Raw genomic sequence first — 22,310 nt, 5'->3', positions numbered from 1 at the left:
AACCAGACGCATATCAAAGTTTAAGCTCGACGTAGGCCTCATCGCGGATTTCCTGTAACCACACCTGCAGCTCTTCTTCAAAGCGGCGGCTGCGCAATAAGTTCGCGGCCTGGTTCTTGATCATGGCATCGCTCATATCCTGGTCGCGACGCTCCAGCACCTGCATCAGGTGCCAACCGAACTGACTGCGGAACGGCATGCTGATCTCATTGATATCGAGTTTGTTCATGGTTTCTTCAAAGGCAGGCACAAACTGACCCGGGCTGGCCCAGCCCAGATCGCCACCCTGCAGTGCCGAACCCAGATCTTCAGAGTGCTCTTTGGCCAATTCCGCGAAGTCCGCACCGGCGAGGATTTTCTCCCGCAATGCGTTGAGTTTGTCAAAGGCATCGGTGTCGTTCACCACCTCATTGGTTTTCACCAGAATGTGGCGGGCGTGGGTTTGTTTGACCAGAACCTCGCCACCGCCGCGCTGCTCGTACAGCTTAATCAGGTGAAAACCGGCACCGCTGCGGAAAGGTTCTGTGACATCGCCGGGTTTGAGTCCGGATACCTTGTCGGCGAACAAACCCGGCAGCTGGGCCACTTTACGCCAGCCCAGGTCACCGCCATCAAGGGCATTCTGACCGGCGGAGTTGGCCACCGCCAGTCGACGGAAATCTGCGCCGCCCAGTGCTTCTGCACGGATCGCAACCGCCTTGGCCTCAAGTTCCGCAATGTCTTTTTCACTGCTGCCCGAGGGCACCGCGATCAGGATATGCCCCAACAGATAGTCGGGCGAAGTCCAGAACTTGCCTTCGGTAGAGTTCAGGAAATTTTCAATTTCGCTTTCGGTCACCTGAATACGGCGGTTCACACTGCCCTGCTGCACTTGTCGCACCAGCATCTCGCGCCGGATATCCTCGCGCAGCGCTGAAAGGCTCAGCCCCTCCAAAGCCAACTGCTGGGCAAATTGCTCCTCGCTCAGGTTATTGGAGCTGCGGATACGCGCAACCATGGCGTCCAGCTCCTGAGCCGGGATATCCGCGCCGGCGCGTCTGGCCATTTGCAGCTGGATCTGCTCACTCACCAGATGATCCAGCACCTGCGCACGCAACACATCTTCGGGCGGCAGCTCGGTGTTGTTTGCGCGAAGCTTGCCCACGATCGCGCGCAGCTTGGCATTGAGTTCGCTCTCCATCACCACGCCTTCATCGACAATGGCGACCACTCGATCAAGCGTTTTCACTTCAGCGTGCACAGCGGGCATAGCCACCAACAGCACAGCGAAAAAGCCCAGGATTTTTGTTGTTATGTACTTCATTGAATGTCCGTTAAGGTTCGTATTGCGGGCGACGATCAAAACCGGTTATCCCCTCTCTGAGCGTCCGGTCCAGGTTGCGACCCAGTGTGCCCAGTCCCTTCAGCTGAAACTCGAAGAAGATACCACGATCCAGCTCAAGGTTTGAGGGGCCAACCACGCGCAGGTCGCGACTGTCAGTCCACTGCCGCGCCAGAAAGCGCATGCGGTAACAACAGCTGTTGTATTCCACGCCGGCAAAGGTCTCCAGCTCGCGCTTCAGGGTCAGGTCATAAAAACTGCGTGCAAACAGGTTCCACTTGTCATTGAGCGGGTGTACCACCCCCAGGTCTGTTTGACTGATGGTCAGGTCATAAAGTTCCCCGGTTTCCGGGTCAGTGGCCATGCCTTTGCGCTCGTAGCGGTAAGCCATATTCACTACCGTGCCGCTGTCGCCCACATGGCGCAAGCTGGTGGAGCCCCGGGTCCATTGCTGCCCGTCTTCGGCATAGGCCAGGTCCAGGTTGTACGTCCAGTTGTCGCCAATCTGGGCGGCCAACTGACCGGCGATTTCGGAGCGCGGGGTTTCGTCCGGGGTGCCGGTGAGTGACACCAGCCGGTCGGAAAAGTAAAAAATCTGCCCGATACTGGCGCGCAGGCGTTCCACGCCGTTGCCCGCCTGTAAGAAGCGCGTGGTCAGACCAACAGACAACTGGTCGGCGTCATCGATCCGGTCACCACCACTGAAGCGGCTTTCACGGAACAGGGATTCGTAGCTGAAACGCAAATCGGCGGTGTCAAACAGCACGTCGCGGTTGGTTACCGACGCATCGTACAGATCGCTGTGATCCTGCTCGGGGCTGTTGAAATAAAACAATCGCGGCTCGAAGGTTTGCACATAGTCATGGGCAAAGATGTCCCCCTCGCGCTCAAACAGTAAACCGCCATCCAGGCTGGCCTGGGCACCGGTAATACTGGGGGTCGCATTGGCATCGGCATTCAGCGTGTCGGGGTCCAGGTCATACTGCAGGTGCTTGAGCAACAATGCTGGCCTCAGAAAGCCCCAGGTCCAGCGCTGATCCCAACCCAGGCGGTAGTCTGTTCGCAGGCGACTGCCCAGAATCCTGGCATCGTCCGGTGCGTCATCCTCCTGGTCCCAGTAAGCGTAGCGATGACCAAACTGGGTGTACTGGTGGTTCAGCTGCAGTGAGCCATAGTCGGCAAAGCGATAGCGCCCGTCAAAACGCACCTCGGGCAGCATCCGGTAGGGCTCGTCGCGATCGGCCACCACGGACTGATAAGCCTGTGCCTTCACGCCGAATTGCCAGTGTTCAAACCGGTAGCCGGCGCCCACCATCTGGCTCAGGTGCGACTGGGTGGCGCTGTCGAGGGAATTGCTGTCGAGATCGCGCAGGTAGTCAACATCACTGACTTCGTTGTAATCAATGGTGGTGTACCAGGGCTGGCCGGCACCCCCGCGTTGATCCAGGGCAACCATCCAGCGGTTCTCGCCCTTGTAGGGCTGCACCTCATCCTGGCTGATTTCACCCGCATCCGCCTGCTCCTGCAGGGATTTGTTCTCGCCGCCCTTGTCGTTGCCAAGATAGGCACCCGCGAGCGTGGTCTCGAAATACCGGTTCAGGTGCCGCGCCTCGGCACCCACGCTCACACCCCGGTGCTGGAGGTAGCGGGGGATGAGGGTCAAATCGTAATTGGGGGCCAGGTTGAAATAGATGGGCTGCTCGTAATCCAGGCCATTGCGCGAACCATAGCCAACGGCCGGAAACAACAGGCCGGTCATGCGCTGATCACTGGCAGGGAAGCGGAAATAGGGGGCGTAAAACACCGGTACCTCATTGATTTCCAGCTTCATGTGCCGGGCCACGCCCTGCCCGGCCTGACCGTCAATCTCGATGCTTTCACCGACAATAGCCCAGGTCTCGTTGCCCGGCTCACACATGGTCAGCCGGCTGTCCTCAAGGGTAAACAGGTCGCGCTCACCCGCCCCACCCTGATCGTGGGACAAACGCCCGGCTTCGCCGCGCAAGTGCGCGCCGTGCATCACAAAGCGGGCCGACTCCATACTGGCCGTGCCCGCGGATTCATCCACGAGTAACCGGTCGGAAATCACCAGAAGGCCGGGTTCTCGCAATACCACGTGACCGCTGATCTCAGCCTGGCGGTCGGCTTGTTTGACCCGCGCCTGATCGGCACTCAGGGTGCGCCAGCCCTGGATAATCTCCACGTTTCCGGTCAGCAGCGCATGGTCATCCTGAATCCATCGGCTTTCGTCAGCGCTGGCGCGCACCGGCGCGCGATCGGGGCGCAGGGAAGCGTCTGGATGCGCAACGTCCGGCTCTACATAGGCGCCGTCACAGCCAAGCTTACAACGGGACTGCTGTGCTTCGGTCATCTCGCTGCGCGGAACCCAATCGAGCTTATCCAGGCCTTTGCGGTGGCGCTGCTCGCTGCTGAACATATCGCCATCAGGCCCCGTGACATAGGGCTCCTGCGCCCACAGAGGGCCGGACGATGCCAGCGCCAGGGCCAGAACCAGGGGTTTCTTATTGTACGGTTTGAACATCTCGGGTCCGAAGTTTTCAGCGCACGGCCGGAACAAAGGCGGGGATTTTACATGGTGTGGCGCACAAAGGGTAATGCGTTGATGCTTGCAGTGAAGGGCCGGTTTCGGGATCATGTGGCCTTTTGCGCCGGAACCACCAACTTGCAAGCTAACGCCGCCTTACACCACTGGGTCAATGAGCAGTTACCCAGCCTGAATATCTCCTGCTGTGGTCCGCTGACGCTGACGCCGCTGGCCGGTGATGCCGGCTTTCGCAATTATTACCGCCTCAATACCGAGCCCTCGCTGATCGCCGTGGACGCGCCGCCCACCACGGAGAAAAACGAGGTCTTTGTCAGTCTCGCCAGCCTGTTGCGCGAACACGGTGTCCACGCCCCCTCGGTGCTGGCCACCGACTATGACCGGGGCTTTTTACTGCAGGAAGATCTGGGCGATCAGCAACTGCTGGGGCTGCTCAACACCGACAGCGTCGATGCCCTCTACGGCGAGGTGCTTACTGACTTGCTGCGCATCCAGCAGATCAACACCAAAACGCTCGACCTGCCACATTACGATCAGCCGTTATTACGCCAGGAAATGGACCTGTTCAGCGATTGGTTCGTACCCCAGTTGCTGGGCCATACCCTGACCGAGCCTGAAATCGCGCTGATTGAGCACACCTTCGCGCAGCTGGAAGCCCTCGCGGCCGAACAGCCCAAGGTATTGGTGCACCGTGATTTCCACTCCCGCAACCTGATGATCCGCGACGGACTCGCACCCGGCATTGTCGACTTCCAGGATGGCGTCGTGGGGCCGCTGACTTACGACCTGGTGTCTTTGCTGCGCGATTGCTACATCCGCTGGCCGCAGGAACGTGTGGAACGCTGGGCGCTCGCCTATGGCAACATGGCGGTCGAAGTGGGCCTGATGCGGCCGGTCACGCGCGAGACTTTCTTGCGCTGGTTCGACTGGATGGGTCTGCAACGTCACATCAAGGTGCTGGGTATTTTTTCGCGCCTGCACCTGCGCGATGGCAAAGACGGTTACCTGCAGGACTTACCGCTGGTGCTGCGCTACACCCTGGAAATTGCCAGCAGCTACTCCGAGCTTCTGCCGTTCGCCGACTGGATCAAAACCACGTTGGTGCCGCTGGCCAAACAACAGGACTGGTACCGCGATTACCGCTCCGCAGGCAACTGAATGCAGGCGCTGATCTTCGCCGCGGGCAAAGGCGAACGCATGCGCCCGCTCACCGACCACACGCCCAAGCCCCTGTTACAGGTCAACGGCAGGGCACTGATCGATTACCACCTGGAAAAACTGGCCGAAGCGGGCTTTACCCGGGTCCTGATCAATCTGGCCTATCTGGCCGACACCATTGAGCAGCACTGCGGCACCGGCAGCCGTTACGGCCTGCACATTGACTATTCCCACGAAGGGCCGGAGCCATTCGAGACCGGCGGCGCGATTCATCATGCCCTGCCGTGGTTTCAGGACAAAGCCTTCGCGGCCATATCCGCCGATGTATTCACCGACCTGCCATTCGCCCAACTCACACAGGCCCTGACGGCATTCACGCAAAGTGATGCGCTGGCACACCTCTGGCTGGTGAACAACCCGGCACATCACCCGGCCGGCGACTTTCATCTGCAGCACACGCTGCTCGATCGCAGCCATCAACCTCGCCTGACCTATTCCGGCATCAGCCTGTTGAAACCCCAGCTGGTTGAGCGATTTCCAGACCGGCGCGAGCGCTTCCCACTGCGCGATGCGCTGTTCTGGGCAATGCAACACCAGCGGCTAACCGGACAGCACTGGCCCGGGATGTGGAGTGACGTGGGCACGCCGGAGCGACTGGCGCGCTGTCAAACACTCCACACCGGCGCCAACCATTAAAACGCGCCCTGCCAAAGACATCACATGGACAATAAACAATGAGGAAAGTCAGCCTGCTTCTGATTATTCTTGGCTTATTAAACGCCTGCGCCAACCACAACACAGTGCGCCAGCATGCCGACGCGGCACACCTGGCCCAAAGCATCGCAAGCATTGTAATTCTACCCGCCGACATGGAGATCAACAGATACGAATTAAGTGGTGAAAGTAAACCACTGTCCGACGCTGAAACACGGATTCAAAAACAGATCTATCAGCTGGCAAAGAACCGCCTTGAGCAAGAAGGGCTCATCGTTATTGAGTTCGATTTACAACAAGAAGCGGCGCGCGACCCCCTCTTCGCCCAATCGGTGGCGCGCTGCAAAGCCGCCTGGAACGACGTCAAGCGAGACATCTACTCTGCCGATACCAAACAGAGAAAAAACACGCGGTCTTTTCAAGCCAGTTTGGGTCCAGTGACCCAAGAGATTTATCACAAAACTGGCGCCGACGCTGTATTGTTGATGCATTACAGAGGCACCAAACGATCCACAGATTCAAAAATATTCACGACTGCACTCTCAGCCGGTACGGGACTGCCCATCAATCTGATGCAAAAAAGCGAAGGGGCAACGCTCGACATTGCCCTCGTTGCGACCACCAGCGGCCAGGTCATTTGGGCCAATCGTAAAAACTACGGCATTATCGATGGTAATCCAGCTGTCATGGCACTGGATGAACTGCCCGATGTGGATTGGCAAAGTGAGATAGATGCGGGTACATCAGTAACCCAATAACACATGCTGCCAATCGATAAACCCCGGACACCAGAGGTAGCTGCGGATCGGTGTTTCATGGCGATCGCACCACCTCTGCATTATCCACCTTCACCCCGCGTGCGTGTTTTTCCATAAAACCACGCACGCGTTTGTACAAGCGCTGCTGGCCCGGCTCGTAGGCTGGCAGCGTTAACGGCTGATAGATTTCCAATCCGGCGCGGCGCGCGCTGTGATTGCGGGCCTGGCTTTCAATCGGGTCCGCCTGGTGCGCGTTGGCCCAGACATCCAGCACCGGCACATTGCTCTCGCGCATCATTGCCAACACATCGCCAGTCTCGCCAGCTAACCGGTTGCGCGCATCCAGTAGCACCAAAGCACGGAAGCCATCGTATTTCATTGCCTCGGCCAACCGGGCCGCACGCACCGCGCCCGCACCTTCGGCCAACAACACAATATTGAACTGGCCCCGGTCGTGCAGAGCGTCCACCGCTTGCGCCAACCGCTCATCGGCCAGGCGCGCAGCGGGAATCACCGGTTCCGGGGGCGGCTCGGGCGCCGCCGGCTCCTGCTGCATATCCGCCACATCGGCCACGTCGCCTGCGCTGTCATCAAACACTTCTTCCGTTTCCGGACGCGCTTCGTCCGCGCCGGCATCTTGCGCGTCGCCGGATTCTGCTTCTGTTGAATCGCCACCAGTTACCGGCGCAACCGGCTCGGCAGGACGGGCGGGGATTGGCAGAGGGTCGGGAAGGGGCAGGCTGACCAGCAGCGTGGACCACCCAAATTCGGGCAGGTAGCGGCGCAAACCATCCAGCCGTTGCGGCCATTGGCTGTGCAGATCCTGATCCTGCACCAGCAACACCGCGCCCACAGGTTCTGCCGAAATGGCCGGAATATAGAGCGCCAACACCTCGCCTTCCTGACCATTGACCCACAATACCTGATCATCCGGCAGGCTCTGCGCCAGCAGGCTCATATCCCGATGCTCGCGATTACGGTAGGGCGCAGGTTCAGGTGCAGGCGCCGCAGGTTCAACGGCCGGTTCAGTTTCCGCCGCAGCTTCAGTGGCCGGGTCGGACACAGGCGCCTGCGCCGATACCGAGGCCGCAAAGAGCCACAAAACAACACTCAATCTGATCACTAGATCCCCCTGTTCTCCCCAAAGTGTAGTCGCAGCGGGTTACGGCGCCGCGTCGAATGCGTAAAATAGCGGCCTGAACCCACTGACCGGACCGACACCATGCAGGATTTCCTGATCGCCCCTTCCATTCTTTCTGCCGACCTGGCCCGACTGGGCGAGGACGTGACCAAGGTCTTGGCCGATGGCGCCGACGTGGTGCATTTTGACGTGATGGACAATCACTATGTGCCCAACCTGACCTTCGGCCCGATGGTGTGCAAGGCGCTGCGCAAATATGGCATCACTGCCCCCATCGACGTGCACCTGATGGTTGAACCGGTAGACGATCTGATCGTGCAGTTTGCCGATGCCGGCGCCACCTACATTACCTTTCACCCGGAAGCGTCAAAACACGTGGACCGCTCACTGCAACTGATTGCCGACAAGGGCTGCAAACCCGGTCTGGTACTGAACCCGGCCACGCCGGTCAGCCTGATCGAGCCGGTATTGCACAAGCTCGACATGTTGTTACTGATGAGCGTTAACCCGGGCTTTGGCGGCCAGAAATTCATTCCCTATACACTCGACAAATTGCGTGAAGCCCGTGCACTGATCGATCAGAAAGGGCTGAACACCCGGCTCGAAATTGACGGCGGTGTGACCCCGGCCAATATCGCCGACATCGCCCGCGCCGGTGCCGATACCTTTGTAGCCGGATCAGCCATTTTCGGCGCCGACAGCTACGCCAGTGCAATCAACAAAATGCGCGACGCGCTTGCAGGTGTGCGCGGGTGAGTGCACTGCGCGGCTTGTTTGCTGGCGAACTGCCGCAACTGGTGATGTTTGACCTGGACGGCACCCTGGTGGACTCGGTGCCGGATATTGCCACTGCCACCGACACCATGCTCACCTCACTGGGTGTGAGCGCGGCGGGCGAAGCCAAGGTGCGCGGCTGGGTAGGCAATGGTGCCGCCACCCTGGTCGCACGCGCGCTGAAAGACGCCGGACTCGACGCCGACAACCAGACCACGGCCATGACACTTTGGCGCGCGGCCTACACCCTGTGCTGCACCCGTCAGACCCGGCTCTACCCGGGCGCGTCCGAATTACTGGCCGCGCTGCAAAACGCCGGTTGCCGGCTGGCGCTCACCACCAATAAACCGATCCAGTTTGCCCGCCCATTGCTCGAACATCTGGGCATCAACGCACGCTTTGATTGGGTACTGGGGGGCGAATGCGTACCCGAGAAAAAACCCGCGCCGCACATGCTGCTGGAGGTCATGCGGGACGCCGGTATTGGTGCTGACGCCAGCCTGATGGTTGGCGACTCCTCCGCCGATATCGGCGCTGCCCGCGCCGCTGGCGTGAAAGTGGCGGCGGTGACGTTTGGTTACGACAATGGCAACCCGGTGGCGGGATTGAATCCGGATTTATTGGTTGATGGGTTGGTTGAGTTGTTGCCCTAGGGGAATAATTCAACCCTCTTAGCCGTATTCGCTTCGACAGAAAAGCGTTAGTCCGCACGCTGGGTGGCGGTTCGTCTGGGACATTTGCCGCTCAACGATACATCCCCTGTATCGATTCGCTAGCGCCACATCCCTGTGGCTTGCAAATGCCCCAGACGAACCGCCAAACCAAGTTCAGAAGTTGATTCAGACAGATTAGATTCTTTGACCCTTTTTCCAATAGTAAGCGATCGTTTTATCTATCATTTGAATTTCGCGGCAAAAGGCACATTGGTGGAAAGGACTGTAAGGCGACAGCTTCGCAAACCCCAGGGATGGGGTGAGAGCGCATCAAAACAGGACGTTTTGCTAAGCGGTGAAGCTGTCGCCTTACAGGCCCATGGGCACAAAAGTCACCACATCCACTGTTTTCGCGGATGCAATATTGCTATGAGCGCAGACTTTAACCGTTAAAGATATCCGTACTTCAAATGATCTTAATGGCCGGTAGCAGAATCTACTTCCTCCGGCGCATTAATGACATCGTCCCAAAGATTCCAGCGCCGCTCCGCCTGTTTGTGCAGCGGCAAACCGCGTATCCAATAATCCGTCAGCTTTTGCAGCGTGCCATTGGTGCGCTTGATGCTGAGCCACTGCCGGGTGTAGAGCACGAAGGCAAGATCGTTGCTGGCCAGTGGCATGGCCATGGGCACGGGCGGCAGCGCCGGTTGGGGCACCACCACGCCGTATTCCGGGTACAACAAGGTCCAGGCCGAAGCACCGGCAGCGCCGAACACAATGGCATCCAGTTCCGGCCGGTTGCCTTTGACAAATTCGCGCGGCGAGGCGATTTCTTCCACCTGCCAGTTCGGCAGCGTGGCGCGCAGCGAACTGGCCAGGTAATACGCATTGGGCACGCCCAAGTGCCATTTTTTACTGCCCTCAATGGCCGACCAATCGCGCAGCTCGGCGCGCTTGTCTTTGTGCACCAACAACGCCAGGGTTTCGCTGATATGGCTTTCGCCCAGCGTGAACTGGCTGATGGCCGCCGGCGTCAGTGCCACACCCGCCGCCATATCCAGATAGCCGCTATCCAACAGCCGCGCCACATCTTTTCGGTAAACCCGCACGAACTCCACCGCCACACCCAGATCGCGTGCCAACTGGTGCGCCAACTCCACATCCAGTCCGACCAACTCACCTTGTTGGTTGTGGAATGCGTAGGGTAACCAATCGCGGTAATAACCAAACCGCAGCAGCTTGCGCGCGGCGATGCGCTCCAGGGTATTACCGGCCGGCTCCACCGGCAGGTGCGCTGGCAATTCCAATCGATTGACGGAACGCGCCGCGGGTAACAACAAGGGCCGCTCAATGAATTCGTTATAGGCGGTGTAATCGTGACCCACGGCCTTGTACAAAAACCGCAGCGAGTAAGACATGGCCAAAACCACCGTCAACACGATCAACGCAAACCGCAGCATGGCCTTTGGCTGCCAACGCCACTTTTTTGTCACCCCGGTGGCGATGAGAATAGCCAGGGTGACAATAAACATGACCGAGGTCATGGCACCCAAGCGATTGGAAAAAATATTCTCCGAGATCAGAAACAAATCGAAAATTTCCGCCGGAATTTTGTAGCTGTGCAGAATCGCCGGGACGGCGGAAAAACTGGACGCAAACAGGTTGAACAACCCACTGATCAATAACCCAGGGTAATCCGCCAGGGGCACCGGCTCGCCGGTAAACCAACCGGCGAACAAGACAAACAGCAGCGCAAACAACTTGCCAGCCACCGGCAAAGAAAATGCCGCCGGCACCACTACTTCCACCAGGTTGGCGGCGTCGGAGGTTTTTTCGTAGGAGCGCAGGAACAGTTGACGGGTGTTTTCCACAATCAGCGGCAACACAATAAACAGGTTGCCGGTGGCAAACGCGGTAATCAGGGCATCGCGGCTCACGCTCAGCACTTCGCTGTAACGCACGTTGGTCAGGGTCTTGACCAGCATGGGGAATACCCAGAAGGTCAGCAACGCGGTGATAACCGTCAGCGTCGTCAGATACACATACAAGCCTTTCAGCGCCTCATAGTTGAGGCTGCCCGCCGCACTGGCAGCGATGGCAAATACCCCCACCGGCGCGGTGCGCATCACCAGCCCGGCCATCTCGGCAATGGCATTCTGGATTTCATTGACCACCTTGAGCAGGTGGTCGCGCTCGGCTAAACGCAGTACACCCACCCCCAGCACCACCGAGAACACCACCACCGCCGGTACCGCGCCAGCGCCCAGCGAATAGAAGATGTTGATCGGCAGGAACGTGGACATGAAGTCAAAGCCCTGGGCGGGCTCAAGCATGGAGGGGCTGAAGTAGGATGCCGATTGCCATTGGGGAAACGCCAGGGTCGCCAGCGCAATCAAGGTCAACGTCAGGCCCCACAGAACGGCCAGCACCACCGCCGCGTAACGGGCCAGGGTTTTGGCCTGGGCTTTTTTCAGTACACCCACGGCCGAGATCAGTGACACAATGATGTAGGGCAGTACCGTCATCTGCAGCAGGCCAAGGAAAACATCACCCACCCAGGCCACCACTTCCATGCGTTCACCCAATGCCACACCGGCAATCAGGCCGAACAACAATCCAAGCAGTATCCGATTCGACAGCAACATGCAGAAGATCCCCGGTAATAAATATTGCGGCATTATCGCCCAAAGGCCCGCCTGCCGGTACAGCCGCACCGGCAAAACGCCCAACAGTAGGCAAATGTGGCGTTTTTCAGTAGACTAGCGGCCGTTCTTACAAGCAAGTCCCAGATATCTGGATCAGCACATGGTATTGGCAACTTCCACACACCAGGCCCACAGCCTGCGATGGCGTCACTGAAGCACATTCAGTATTACGTACCGGTAAAGCCGGCACCGAGCCTCTGCGCACGCGCCCAGAGCGCACAAGACCCAACGATAGGAACCCGATGCCCATGCCTCTCACACAAGACGCATACCTCACACTTTGCCAACAGGGCTACAACCGCATCCCGCTCACCCGCGAGCTATTGGCCGACATGGACACGCCCCTGTCCAGCTACCTGAAATTTGCCAAAGGCCCCTACTCCTATCTGCTGGAGTCGGTGCAAGGCGGCGAGAAATGGGGCCGTTACTCCATTATCGGTCTGCCGGCGCGTCAACTGTTGCGGGTGACCGGCGAGCAGATCCAGGTTGAACTGGACGGGCAGGTTACCGAGCGCCATGAAAGCGCCGACCCGCTCGCGTTTGTGGACGAATTCAAAGCCCGCTTCAAGGCCCCGGAGCTGGAGGGCCTGCCCCGCTTTAACGGCGGTCTGGTGGGTTACTTCGGCTACGACTGCGTGCGCTATGTGGAACCCAAACTCAAGGCCAGCCAACCCGCCGATGTGATCGGCACCCCGGACATTTTATTGATGGTGTCCGATGAGCTGCTGGTTTTCGACAATCTGGCCGGCAAGCTGATTCTAATTGTGCACGCCGATGGCAAGCCCGAGGGTTTCGCCACCGCCGAAAAAAGACTGGACCAACTGCAGGCCAAGCTTGAAGCGCCGGCGCCCGCCACGCCGCCCATGCGCCTGCAGGGCCAGGCCGCACGCGAGGCGGATTTTACCTCCAGCTTCGGCGAGCAGAATTTTCACCAGGCGGTGGACAAAATCAAAGACTATGTACTGGCCGGCGACACCATGCAGGTGGTGGTCTCGCAGCGCCTGTCGATTCCGTTCAGCGCCGAACCGCTCAATCTGTACCGCGCCTTGCGGGTGCTGAATCCGTCGCCCTACATGTATTTTCTCGATCTCGGCGACCATCAGGTGGTGGGCTCCAGCCCGGAAATCCTGGCCCGGTTTGAGCACGGCGAAGTCACCGTCCGGCCCATTGCCGGCACCCGCCGGCGCGGCCACACCGAAGAAGAAGATCGCGCGCTGGAACAGGATCTGGTGAACGATCCCAAAGAAATTGCCGAGCACCTGATGCTCATCGACCTGGGCCGCAACGACGTGGGCCGGGTAGCCGAAACCGGCAGTGTGCAACTTACCGACAAAATGGTGGTGGAGCGCTACAGCCACGTGATGCACATCACCAGCAACGTCACCGGCAAAGTGAAGCCGGGTCTGACCGCCATGGACGTACTGCGCGCTGCGCTACCGGCGGGCACGCTTTCTGGCGCACCGAAAATCCGCGCCATGGAAATTATCGACGAGCTGGAAAGCGAAAAACGCGGCATTTACGGTGGCGCCGTGGGCTATCTGGACTGGAATGGCGCCATGGACACCGCCATCGCCATCCGCACCGCGGTGATAAAAAACGGCACTCTGTACATTCAGGCCGGTGCCGGCGTGGTGGCCGACTCCCAGCCCGCACTGGAATGGAAAGAAACCATGAACAAAGCCCGCGCCATGTTCCGCGCGGTCGATATGGTTCTGTAAGGGAAGGAGAAAAAAAATGCTGTTAATGATCGACAATTACGACTCCTTTACCTACAACGTGGTGCAGTACCTGAGCGAATTGGGTGCAGACGTAAACGTCGTGCGCAACGATGAAATCGCCGTCAGCGATATCGAATCGCTCGCACCCGAGCGCATCGTGGTATCGCCCGGCCCCTGCACGCCCAACGAAGCCGGCATTTCCATGGACACCATCCGCACCTACGCCGGCAAGCTACCTCTACTGGGTGTTTGCCTGGGCCATCAATCCATCGGCCAGGTGTTCGGCGGCAAGATTGTGCGCGCGCGCCAGGTGATGCACGGCAAAACCTCGCCCGTCTATCACAACAACACCGGCGTGTTCAAAGGCCTGAAAAATCCGCTCATCTGCACCCGCTACCATTCGCTGGTAATTGAAAAAGACAGCCTGCCGGATTGCCTCGAAATTACTGCCTGGACCCAGACCGAGGACGGCCAGATCGACGAAATCATGGGCGTGCGCCACAAAACCCTGAACGTGGAAGGCGTGCAGTTTCACCCGGAATCCATTTTGTCGGAACAGGGCCACGACCTGTTCAACAATTTCCTGAAATCCTGACGGGGCCATCACATGGAATTGAAAACCGCACTCAGCCAGATTGCCGCCGGGCACTCACTGTCGCAGGACGAGATGACCGAGGTAATGCGCGCAGTGATGACAGGCCAAGCCACCGACGCGCAAATCGGCGCCCTGCTCATGGGCCTGCGCATGAAGGGCGAAAGCGTGGATGAAATCACCGGCGCCGCCAGCGTCATGCGCGAGCTGGCCGCCAAAGTGGAGATCGACCAGACCCATTTAGTCGACACCTGCGGCACCGGCGGCGACGGCGCCAACCTGTTCAACGTGTCCACGGCAGCTGCTTTTGTGGTGGCTGCTGCCGGCGGCCGCGTGGCCAAGCACGGCAACCGTTCCGTCTCCAGCTCCACCGGCAGTGCCGATGTGCTGGAAGCCGCCGGCGTGCACCTGAATCTCCAACCGGAACAGGTGAAAAAGTGTATCGAATCCCTGGGCGTGGGTTTTATGTTTGCGCCCGCGCACCACAGCGCCATGAAGCACGCCATTGGCCCGCGCCGCGACATGGGCATGCGCACCATCTTCAATATGCTGGGCCCCATGACCAACCCGGCCATGGTCAAACGCCAGGTCATCGGTGTATTCAATGCTGACTTGTGTCAGGTCATGGCAGAAGTGCTGGGCCGGCTCGGCAGTGAACATGTACTGGTGGTACACGCCGCTGATGGGCTGGACGAAATTTCCATCGCCGCCGACACCACGGTGGCGGAACTGAAAAACGGCAGCGTCACCCGCTATACCATCAAGCCGGAAGATTTCGGTATCGCCCGTCAGCCCCTGGACGGCCTGGGCGTGAACACCGCGGAAGAATCTTTGACATTGATTAAAAATGCGCTCGGCAAACGCGACAGCAACGCGGCGGAAAAAGCCGCCGACCTCATCGCGCTCAATGCCGGCGCCGCCATTTACGTGGCCGGCATTGCCAGCTCGCTGGCGGAGGGCGTCGCCATGGCGCAGGACGCAGTAGGCTCCGGCCTGGCGCGGGAAAAAATTCAGGAACTGGCGGCATTTACCGAATGCCTGATTTCGGTGTAAGCCAGTTAAAACCGATATGAGATACATTGCATGACCGATACACCCACGGTTTTAAAAAAAATCCTGGCAAGAAAACGCGAAGAGATCGCCGAACGCAGCCAGAACACCAGCATTCAGTCCCTGCTCGATAGCGCACGCCACCAGTCGGCGCCACGCGGGTTCGTCGCTGCTATTGAACGCAAACTGGAACAGCAACTGGCGGCGGTAATTGCCGAAGTGAAAAAAGCCTCGCCTTCCAAAGGCGTGATCCGGGAAAACTTTGTGCCCACGGAAATTGCCAAGAGCTACGAAAAAGGCGGCGCTGCCTGCTTATCGGTGCTGACCGACCGGGATTTTTTCCAGGGCCATGAGGAATACCTGAAGCAGGCGCGCAACAGCACCAGCCTGCCGGTGATCCGCAAGGATTTCATCATCGATGATTACCAGATCGCGGAAGCCCGCGCCATCGGCGCCGACTGCATCCTGCTGATTGTCGCGGCACTGGACAAGCAACAGCTCAACAGCCTCAATGCCACCGCGCTGGAGCTGGGCATGGATGTGCTGGTGGAGGTGCATGATAGCGCCGAGCTGGATCTTGCACTAGAGTTACCCAACAAACTGATCGGGATCAACAACCGCAATCTGCACACCTTTGAAACCAGTCTGGACAACACGTTCAATTTGTTGCCGCACATTGGTAGTGATCGCATTGTGGTGACCGAATCCGGTATTCACAATATCGACGATGTGAAAATCATGCGCGGGCACAACGTCAACGCATTTCTGGTGGGAGAAGCGTTCATGCGCGACGAAGAACCCGGCCGCCGGCTGATGGAAATGTTCAACTGATGGCGGCTAACCTCTGATGGAGAGCTGGCTGGCGGCACTGCAAGCCGAGCCAATCGCCATGTGCCTAGCCATTTTTCTGGCGCGCCTGACCGACGTGAGCTTAGGCACGCTGCGCACGCTGATGGTGTTCCGGGGCTATCGCGCGATCAGTGCGCTGGTGGGATTTTTTGAGGTCCTGCTGTGGATTCTGGCGGCAAGCCAGGTGATTACTCACCTCGATCAATGGTACCTTGCCATCGCCTACGCCGGTGGCTTTGCCGCCGGCAATTACGCCGGTATCACCCTCGAAGCCAAGCTTGCCATGGGCCGGGAACTGGTGCGCATCGTCACCGACAACCCCGACCTGTGCCTGGCCGCCGAATTACGTAAGCACGGGTATTCGGTGATCGAGCTGGCGGCCCGCTTCGACGATGACAGAAACGTGGAAATTTTGCTCATTTCGGAGTCGCGTAAACGTATCCCCGAATTGTGCCGGTTAATCGGCACGCTCGATCCGCGCGCTTTTTATACCACCTCCGACATCAAGAAACAGATTCAGGTCGAGCAGCTGCTCAGCAATGAAAAGCCGGTCATCAACGCCGGCTGGCGGGTCATCGGCAAACGCAAATAAACTCACGGTGAACACATGTTCCGCATTTCCTCCCTGCTCTGGATTTTTACCGGCCTGCTGTGTCTTGCCGGTTGCAGTCTTTACCTCAGTAAGCAGCTGGACCAACAATTCGGCGTAGAGTCCCCTCTCAATCGCATCATCCTGCCCAACAATTCCTTCGCCGTTACCCCTACCGATTCGCCCAATTACTACACCGATGTGGCGCCGGTGCTGGAAAAGCGCTGCGTGGTTTGCCACGCCTGTTACGACGCGCCTTGCCAACTGAAGCTGGAGTCTCTTGCCGGACTAGAACGCGGCGCCAACAGCCAGAAAGTGTACAACGGTACCCGCTTGCTCGCCGCCAACCTGACGCGCCTGTTCGAAGATGCCGACAGCACCCAGGCATGGCGCGACAAAGGCTTTTTTCCGGTGCTGAACGAACGTCAGCAAACCCCTGAGGCGCACAAGGCATCGGTTTTTTATCGCATGCTGGCGCTCAAGCAACAGCATCCATTGCCGACCTACGGCCCATTGCCCGACAGTTTTGATTTCTCTCTCGACCGCAGTCAAAGCTGCACAACCGCCGCGGAATTTGACCGCTATGCCGAACGCTTCCCCTTGGGCGGCATGCCCTACGGATTGCCCGGCATTCCTGCACATGAACAGCAGGACCTGATGAACTGGGCTGCCAATGGCGCGCCGGTCATCCCGCGCGACCAACCGCTCTCGCAAGCACACGCCGACGCGATCAAACAATGGGAAGCGTTTTTTAACCGCGATGATTTAAAGGGGCGGCTGGTTGCGCGCTACATGTACGAACACCTGTATCTCGCCAATCTGCATTTCGGCCAGGAACCGGATCGTTTTTTCCAACTGATACGTTCGCGTACCGCACCCGGCGAGGTACCTGACCGCATCGCGACGCGGCGTCCGTTTGATGACCCCGGCGTGGACCGGGTTTACTACCGCCTCATTCCCAACCCCGAAGCCATCGTGGCGAAAAGCCACATGCCTTACCGTTTGGACGCCGCCCGCATGCAACGCTGGCAGGCACTGTTTTACCAAACCGACTACCGGGTGACCCAATGGCCGGGCTATGAGCCCAGCATTGCCGCCAACCCGTTCAAGGCCTTTCAGGCGCTGCCCGCCAAATCGCGCTACCGGTTCATGCTGGAAGAAGCCCAATACACCATCATGGGCTTTATCAAGGGTCCGGTGTGCCGGGGCCAGACGGCACTGAACGTGATCAACGATCAATTCTGGGTGTTTTTCCTCGATCCCGAATACCCGGATCTGGATGACATCGGCGATGTACTGGCCGAGCACAGCGATAATCTGGCGCTGCCGGCGGAGCGGGACAGCACCGCCGGCATTACCGGCTGGCTCACTTACTCAAAAAAACAGCTGGCACACCTGAAGGCGCAGGAACAGTACATCAATGAACACCTGAAAGCATATAAGGGCCCGAGCCTGGAGATGATCTGGCAGGGCGACGGCGTCAATGACAATGCCGCGCTCACAGTTTTGCGTCATTTTGACAGCGCCACTGTTGCCAAAGGCCTGGTGGGCGAGCCGCCAAAAACCGCGTGGGTGATTTCCTATTCATTGCTGGAGAGAATCCATTATTTACTGGTAGCCGGTTTCGATGTGTACGGCAATATCGGTCATCAGTTGCTCACCCGCACGTACATGGATTTTTTACGCATGGAAGGCGAGCAGAATTTTCTGCACTTCCTGCCCCATGACGCGGCCCAGAAAGAACTGGCCTTCTGGTATCGCGACGCCCATGAGGAAGTCGCCAAATTTTTCCGCCAGACCCAAATGGCCGACGGTCTGAAAACTCAGATCCGTTATACAACCGACAACCCGAAAGCCGAGCTGTACAGCAAACTCTCTGACTGGTTGCGGGGCGTCAAAAATGTCAGCCACAATATCAATGGCAACCTTCACTTATCTGAACATACCCGTGCCCAGCTCAACCGACTGGAGTCACTGTCCGGTGCAAGCCTGCAATGGCTGCCCGAAACCAGCCTGCTGTACGTAAACCAGGCCAGCCCTTACCGGCCCGTGCTGATAACCCTGTTCCGCAACAGCGCCCACCTCAATATCAACAGCCTGCTGCTGGAAAAACTGAACCGGGTGCCGGCAGAAGATACCCTGAGCGTGGCCGCCGGTGTGCTGACCTACTACCCCAATGCGCTGTATGAGCTGAACCCCGACTCACTCAATGCGTTTATCGACGGCATCCCCCAACTCACCAGCAAGGCCGACTACCTGCAACTGAAGCAGGCCTATGGCGTCACCCGCAATGCTCCGGCATTCTGGGCGGTCAGTGATCGTATTCATGCACTGTTCCACACCCAGCAACCGGAAAATTTTGGCTGGCTCGATTACAACCGGTTAGAAAATCCCTGAATAACATCGGGGTCTGACCCCGCGTTTAGACCCTGCGTTTATGCAAAAAAGCTTGTGCTGATCAAAATTCCAGCACTACAATCGCGCCCCCTGTTGGAGGCGCACCATGGCGACACTTCCCTTAACCACCGATTCCGGCGATGACGGCGGCCACTACCTGGACTTGCTGGCCAACCAGGGCTGGGCGCTATTGCCCGGTTTTCTGAGTGCCGAACTGACCGCCGGCCTGCGCTGGGAAGCCATGCAAAGCAACGACTGGAAACGCGCTGGCATCGGCCTTGAGGGCGCCACCCACAACACTATCCGGCGCGACCACACCATCTGGATGGACGGCAAGACGCCGGCACAAGCGCAATACCAAGGGCTGATGGAGGATATCCGGCTGGCCGTCAACCGGGCATTTTTTGCCGGCCTGTTCGAATACGAAAGCCACTTTGCCCACTACCCGCCCGGAGCCTTTTACCGCAAACACGTGGACGCGCTGCGCGGCCGCGGCGCGCGCGTGCTCACCAGTGTCTGCTACCTCAATCCCAACTGGTGCGCGGAAGACGGTGGCCAACTGGTGATGTACAACGAACAGGACACCGACATCCTCGCGCGCATCGAGCCCAACGGCGGCGACTTATTGTTGTTCTGGAGCGAGCGCTTCCCGCACGAAGTATTGCCCGCGCGCGCCGACAGGTATTCCATTGCCGGCTGGTTCCGGCGCAATCTGGAAACCGCCAACCCGCTTTGAGCTGTGGCGGCGACTGTGCTTGAATGGGGCCCCCTCCCCTTGTGCAGGATGCCTCCATGAAACCCTACGCTGTATTGCGCCCGCTGCTGGTCCTGATCGTCTGCTGGTGTGCCGGATTGGCCCATGCCCAACCCACCCCCGCTGGCAATCTGCTGGACCAGGCGCTGGCACTCAAACTGGAAATTGAACAGATTGCAGCCGAAGCCGAAACGGTGGATGGCGAGCGCAAAGAATCCCTGGCACTGCGCAATACCCAACGCTATCTGGAACTGTTGCGACTGTACGACAAACTCACCGCACAACTGGCCGCGCAGAAGCAGCGGGGCGAGCCCATTGACGGCGCACTTAATCAGATCCGCGCCGACCTGCTCAACGTCGGTCCGGTCATCAGTCGCGCCATTGAGCAGCGCCAGGCTGTACTGGACAAACTCGACAAACAGTACACGCCGCTGTCACCCGAGTGGCAGGGGGCGTTCCGGGAACAGCAGACATTCATCGACAACGCGCTGCAGGCGCTTGCCCGGCACATCGAAAACCTCAATGCGCTGGCACTCAACAGTGAGCAGTCTTCACAGTTTTTGCGCGAACAATTGCCACAGCGGGCAGAGGTGTTGGCCGGGCTGATCAGCCTGACGCAAAAAGATATCCAGACCACAGAGCAACACCTGAGCAATGCGCCCGACGACACCGAAGCGTTGGTCAAGGGGCGCAACCTGCAGGAAAAACTCACCACCATCACCGGCAGCCTGCGCGAAACCGTGGCCTTGCTTGAGGCCCAGTCGATGGACACCGGGCGCTACAAGGAATTGCTGATCCGCACCACCGGCGATATCACCACCGACATCCTCGACGCCGGCCTGATCAAGCGGCTCGGCCAGGCCTGGCTCGATAAAGCCTTCGCCTATGTGTCCGACAACGGTATCGCCTTCTTCTTCAAGCTGGTTATTTTCGTCGCGATTCTGGTGCTGTTTCACTATTTGTCCAAAGCCGCGCGCAAACTGCTCACCAAAAGTCTGCGCAAAGCCACCGTGCCGGTCTCCAGCCTGATGGAGGACATGCTGGTCAGTATGGCCCAGCGGCTGGTGATGCTGGTGGGTATTCTGGTCGCGCTGGGTCAGCTGGGGTTTTCCCTCGGGCCGATTCTGGCAGGGCTGGGTGTGGCGGGCTTTATTGTCGGCTTTGCCTTGCAGGATACGCTGGGCAATTTTGCCTCCGGCATGATGATTCTGATTTACCGACCCTACGATGTGGGTGACCTGATCGAGGCCGCCGGCGTGCAGGGCCGGGTGCAACGCATGAACCTGGTGTCCACCACCATTCTCACCATCGACAACCAGACCCTGATGATCCCCAACAATAAAATCTGGGGCGATGTGATCCGCAATGTCACCGCGCAGAAACACCGCCGCATCGACATGGTTTTCGGCATTGGCTACGGCGATGACATCGATCATGCCGAGCAGGTGCTGAGCGATATTGTCGCCCAACACCCGAAGGTACTGGACGAGCCCGAGCTCATCGTGAAACTGCATACCCTGAACGAATCGTCGGTGGATTTTGTGGTGCGGCCCTGGGTTGCCACCGATGATTACTGGGATGTGTATTGGGATATTACCCGTGCAGTGAAAAAACGCTTTGATGCCGAAGGCATCAGCATTCCGTTCCCACAGCGGGATGTCCACCTGTATCCGGTCAAGGCGGACGCATGAGCAAACTGTATCAGCAGGCCAAGTACTGGCAGTTTTTTGTCATGCTCGCGCTCTACACCTGGGCCGGTCTGACCGCCAACCCGGGCACAACCCTGGCCAGTGCCAATGATCTGGCGTTGCACTTTGCCGGCTATGTGATCGCCGGCATTGCCATTGGCTTGCACCGGCCGGCGCTGGCGTTTGGCTGGCAGTTTGCGTTTCTGTTCAGCTATTCGTTCGGCATCGAATGCCTGCAGCACTTTTTGCCTTACCGCACCTTTGATCTGCTGGATTTGCTGGCCAACGGCGCGGGTATCCTGGTCGGTCTGGCGCTTTATCGCTGGCCGGTCAAAGCCATCGATACCTGGCTGAGCCGGCTTATTGCACCCAGTCCTGAAGCGTAAACAGCCACACTTTGCCATCGGCTGTGAGGCTGAGCTGATTGTCGGCCAGGGTGATGTCAGTCCATTGACCGAGCATGTCGGTGAATTGTTTTTCAAACGCCATGGCCTTGGGCTCGCACATCATCATGGTGGTGGCCACCCGGGCAATGCGGAACTGGCCCTGCTCATTCAGCTCAAACTGCCCCTTGTAGCGGTTGCAGCCGGCAAAGCCGCCAGCGTGCGGCGCCTCACCAAAATCCAGATCGGGCACCAGTCCCTTGTCGTAAGTGCCCACCGGTTTGCTAAAGGCCGGCTCGCCATCCACCGTCTTCAGTACCCACCGATGGTGGGCCAGATCTGCCACCGTCACGGGCTTGGCCGGTTCGGCCTCGGGGGTGTGACCGCAAGCCGCCACCATCAAACCTGCAAGACTGACAAAAACCAGGGCAACGCGCTTCATACTGAATCCTTGAAAAAACTGAATGTCCGTTTGACGCGAGCAGCGCGCCGGAGTTCCCGCA

The 22,310-nt window shown here is 58.7% G+C and carries 19 protein-coding genes; 14 read left to right on the top strand and 5 right to left on the bottom strand.

Annotated elements, in window-relative coordinates:
- Positions 1-13 precede the first annotated feature (13 nt).
- The gene (locus M5M_RS15215; protein WP_015048385.1) at positions 14-1,303 is read right to left on the bottom strand and encodes a peptidylprolyl isomerase; all 1,290 of its coding nucleotides are present in this window, start codon (positions 1,301-1,303) and stop codon (positions 14-16) included.
- Positions 1,304-1,313: 10 nt separating this feature from the next.
- Positions 1,314-3,863 (bottom strand): LPS-assembly protein LptD, encoded by a 2,550-nt coding sequence (locus tag M5M_RS15210; RefSeq protein ID WP_015048384.1) that lies wholly within the window; start codon positions 3,861-3,863, stop codon positions 1,314-1,316.
- A gap of 81 nt (positions 3,864-3,944) precedes the next feature.
- Here M5M_RS15210 and M5M_RS15205 point away from each other — a divergent pair, with 81 nt between their 5' ends.
- Genes M5M_RS15205 through M5M_RS15195 form a run of 3 tightly spaced genes read left to right on the top strand, consistent with a single transcriptional unit; the run spans position 3,945 to position 6,514 of the window.
- Positions 3,945-5,042 (top strand): aminoglycoside phosphotransferase family protein, encoded by a 1,098-nt coding sequence (locus tag M5M_RS15205; protein WP_144062479.1) that lies wholly within the window; start codon positions 3,945-3,947, stop codon positions 5,040-5,042.
- Positions 5,043-5,738, top strand: a complete 696-nt coding sequence (gene murU, locus M5M_RS15200; protein ID WP_015048382.1) for an N-acetylmuramate alpha-1-phosphate uridylyltransferase MurU — start codon at positions 5,043-5,045, stop codon at positions 5,736-5,738.
- A 38-nt stretch (positions 5,739-5,776) separates the two neighbouring features.
- Positions 5,777-6,514 (top strand): hypothetical protein, encoded by a 738-nt coding sequence (locus M5M_RS15195; RefSeq protein ID WP_015048381.1) that lies wholly within the window; start codon positions 5,777-5,779, stop codon positions 6,512-6,514.
- A 55-nt stretch (positions 6,515-6,569) separates the two neighbouring features.
- Here M5M_RS15195 and M5M_RS15190 read toward each other — a convergent pair whose 3' ends face one another.
- Complete coding sequence (locus tag M5M_RS15190; protein ID WP_015048380.1) at positions 6,570-7,637, bottom strand: DUF3530 family protein; 1,068 nt, start codon at positions 7,635-7,637, stop codon at positions 6,570-6,572.
- A 99-nt stretch (positions 7,638-7,736) separates the two neighbouring features.
- Here M5M_RS15190 and rpe point away from each other — a divergent pair, with 99 nt between their 5' ends.
- Together rpe and M5M_RS15180 are read left to right on the top strand one after the other, a co-directional pair.
- Positions 7,737-8,411 carry a ribulose-phosphate 3-epimerase gene (gene rpe, locus M5M_RS15185; protein ID WP_015048379.1) on the top strand — a complete coding sequence of 225 codons (675 nt, stop codon included), beginning with the start codon at positions 7,737-7,739 and terminating at the stop codon, positions 8,409-8,411.
- A complete protein-coding gene (locus tag M5M_RS15180; protein ID WP_015048378.1) occupies positions 8,408-9,082 on the top strand; it encodes a phosphoglycolate phosphatase in 675 nt (224 codons plus the stop codon). The genes rpe and M5M_RS15180 overlap by 4 nt, the downstream gene beginning before the upstream one ends.
- Positions 9,083-9,558: 476 nt before the next feature.
- Here the strand turns inward: M5M_RS15180 and M5M_RS15175 are convergent, their stop codons facing one another.
- Complete coding sequence (locus M5M_RS15175) at positions 9,559-11,727, bottom strand: cation:dicarboxylate symporter family transporter (protein ID WP_015048377.1); 2,169 nt, start codon at positions 11,725-11,727, stop codon at positions 9,559-9,561.
- 308 nt (positions 11,728-12,035) lie between these two features.
- Between M5M_RS15175 and trpE the strand changes: the two genes are divergently transcribed.
- The 9 genes from trpE to M5M_RS15130 all read left to right on the top strand — a co-directional run bounded on the left by trpE (position 12,036) and on the right by M5M_RS15130 (position 21,810).
- Positions 12,036-13,505 (top strand): anthranilate synthase component I, encoded by a 1,470-nt coding sequence (gene trpE / locus M5M_RS15170; protein WP_037433904.1) that lies wholly within the window; start codon positions 12,036-12,038, stop codon positions 13,503-13,505.
- Positions 13,506-13,521: 16 nt separating this feature from the next.
- Positions 13,522-14,100, top strand: a complete 579-nt coding sequence (locus M5M_RS15165; RefSeq protein WP_015048375.1) for an anthranilate synthase component II — start codon at positions 13,522-13,524, stop codon at positions 14,098-14,100.
- A 12-nt stretch (positions 14,101-14,112) separates the two neighbouring features.
- Entirely contained in the window at positions 14,113-15,150 is a 1,038-nt protein-coding gene (gene trpD, locus M5M_RS15160) for an anthranilate phosphoribosyltransferase (RefSeq protein WP_015048374.1), read from the top strand.
- A gap of 30 nt (positions 15,151-15,180) precedes the next feature.
- Positions 15,181-15,978 carry an indole-3-glycerol phosphate synthase TrpC gene (trpC, locus tag M5M_RS15155; protein ID WP_015048373.1) on the top strand — a complete coding sequence of 266 codons (798 nt, stop codon included), beginning with the start codon at positions 15,181-15,183 and terminating at the stop codon, positions 15,976-15,978.
- A gap of 16 nt (positions 15,979-15,994) precedes the next feature.
- On the top strand, positions 15,995-16,588 hold the full coding sequence (locus tag M5M_RS15150) for a DUF2179 domain-containing protein (RefSeq protein ID WP_015048372.1): 594 nt from the start codon (positions 15,995-15,997) through the stop codon (positions 16,586-16,588).
- Positions 16,589-16,603: 15 nt separating this feature from the next.
- Positions 16,604-18,982 (top strand): fatty acid cis/trans isomerase, encoded by a 2,379-nt coding sequence (locus M5M_RS15145; protein ID WP_015048371.1) that lies wholly within the window; start codon positions 16,604-16,606, stop codon positions 18,980-18,982.
- A 106-nt stretch (positions 18,983-19,088) separates the two neighbouring features.
- Positions 19,089-19,718, top strand: a complete 630-nt coding sequence (locus tag M5M_RS15140) for a 2OG-Fe(II) oxygenase (protein WP_015048370.1) — start codon at positions 19,089-19,091, stop codon at positions 19,716-19,718.
- Between the two features lie 56 nt (positions 19,719-19,774).
- Entirely contained in the window at positions 19,775-21,427 is a 1,653-nt protein-coding gene (locus tag M5M_RS15135; RefSeq protein ID WP_015048369.1) for a mechanosensitive ion channel domain-containing protein, read from the top strand.
- Positions 21,424-21,810 carry a VanZ family protein gene (locus M5M_RS15130; protein WP_015048368.1) on the top strand — a complete coding sequence of 129 codons (387 nt, stop codon included), beginning with the start codon at positions 21,424-21,426 and terminating at the stop codon, positions 21,808-21,810. The genes M5M_RS15135 and M5M_RS15130 overlap by 4 nt, the downstream gene beginning before the upstream one ends.
- Here the strand turns inward: M5M_RS15130 and M5M_RS15125 are convergent.
- Positions 21,785-22,249: an META domain-containing protein gene (locus M5M_RS15125; RefSeq protein WP_015048367.1), complete on the bottom strand. Its 465-nt coding sequence runs from the start codon at positions 22,247-22,249 to the stop codon at positions 21,785-21,787. The genes M5M_RS15130 and M5M_RS15125 overlap by 26 nt on opposite strands.
- Positions 22,250-22,310: the final 61 nt, after the last annotated feature.

The organism is Simiduia agarivorans SA1 = DSM 21679 (genome assembly GCF_000305785.2).
Classification (GTDB): Bacteria; Pseudomonadota; Gammaproteobacteria; order Pseudomonadales; family Cellvibrionaceae; genus Simiduia; species Simiduia agarivorans.
The sequence above is the reverse complement of the archived record's forward strand: the minus strand, read 5'-3'. Positions and strand labels throughout refer to the sequence as shown.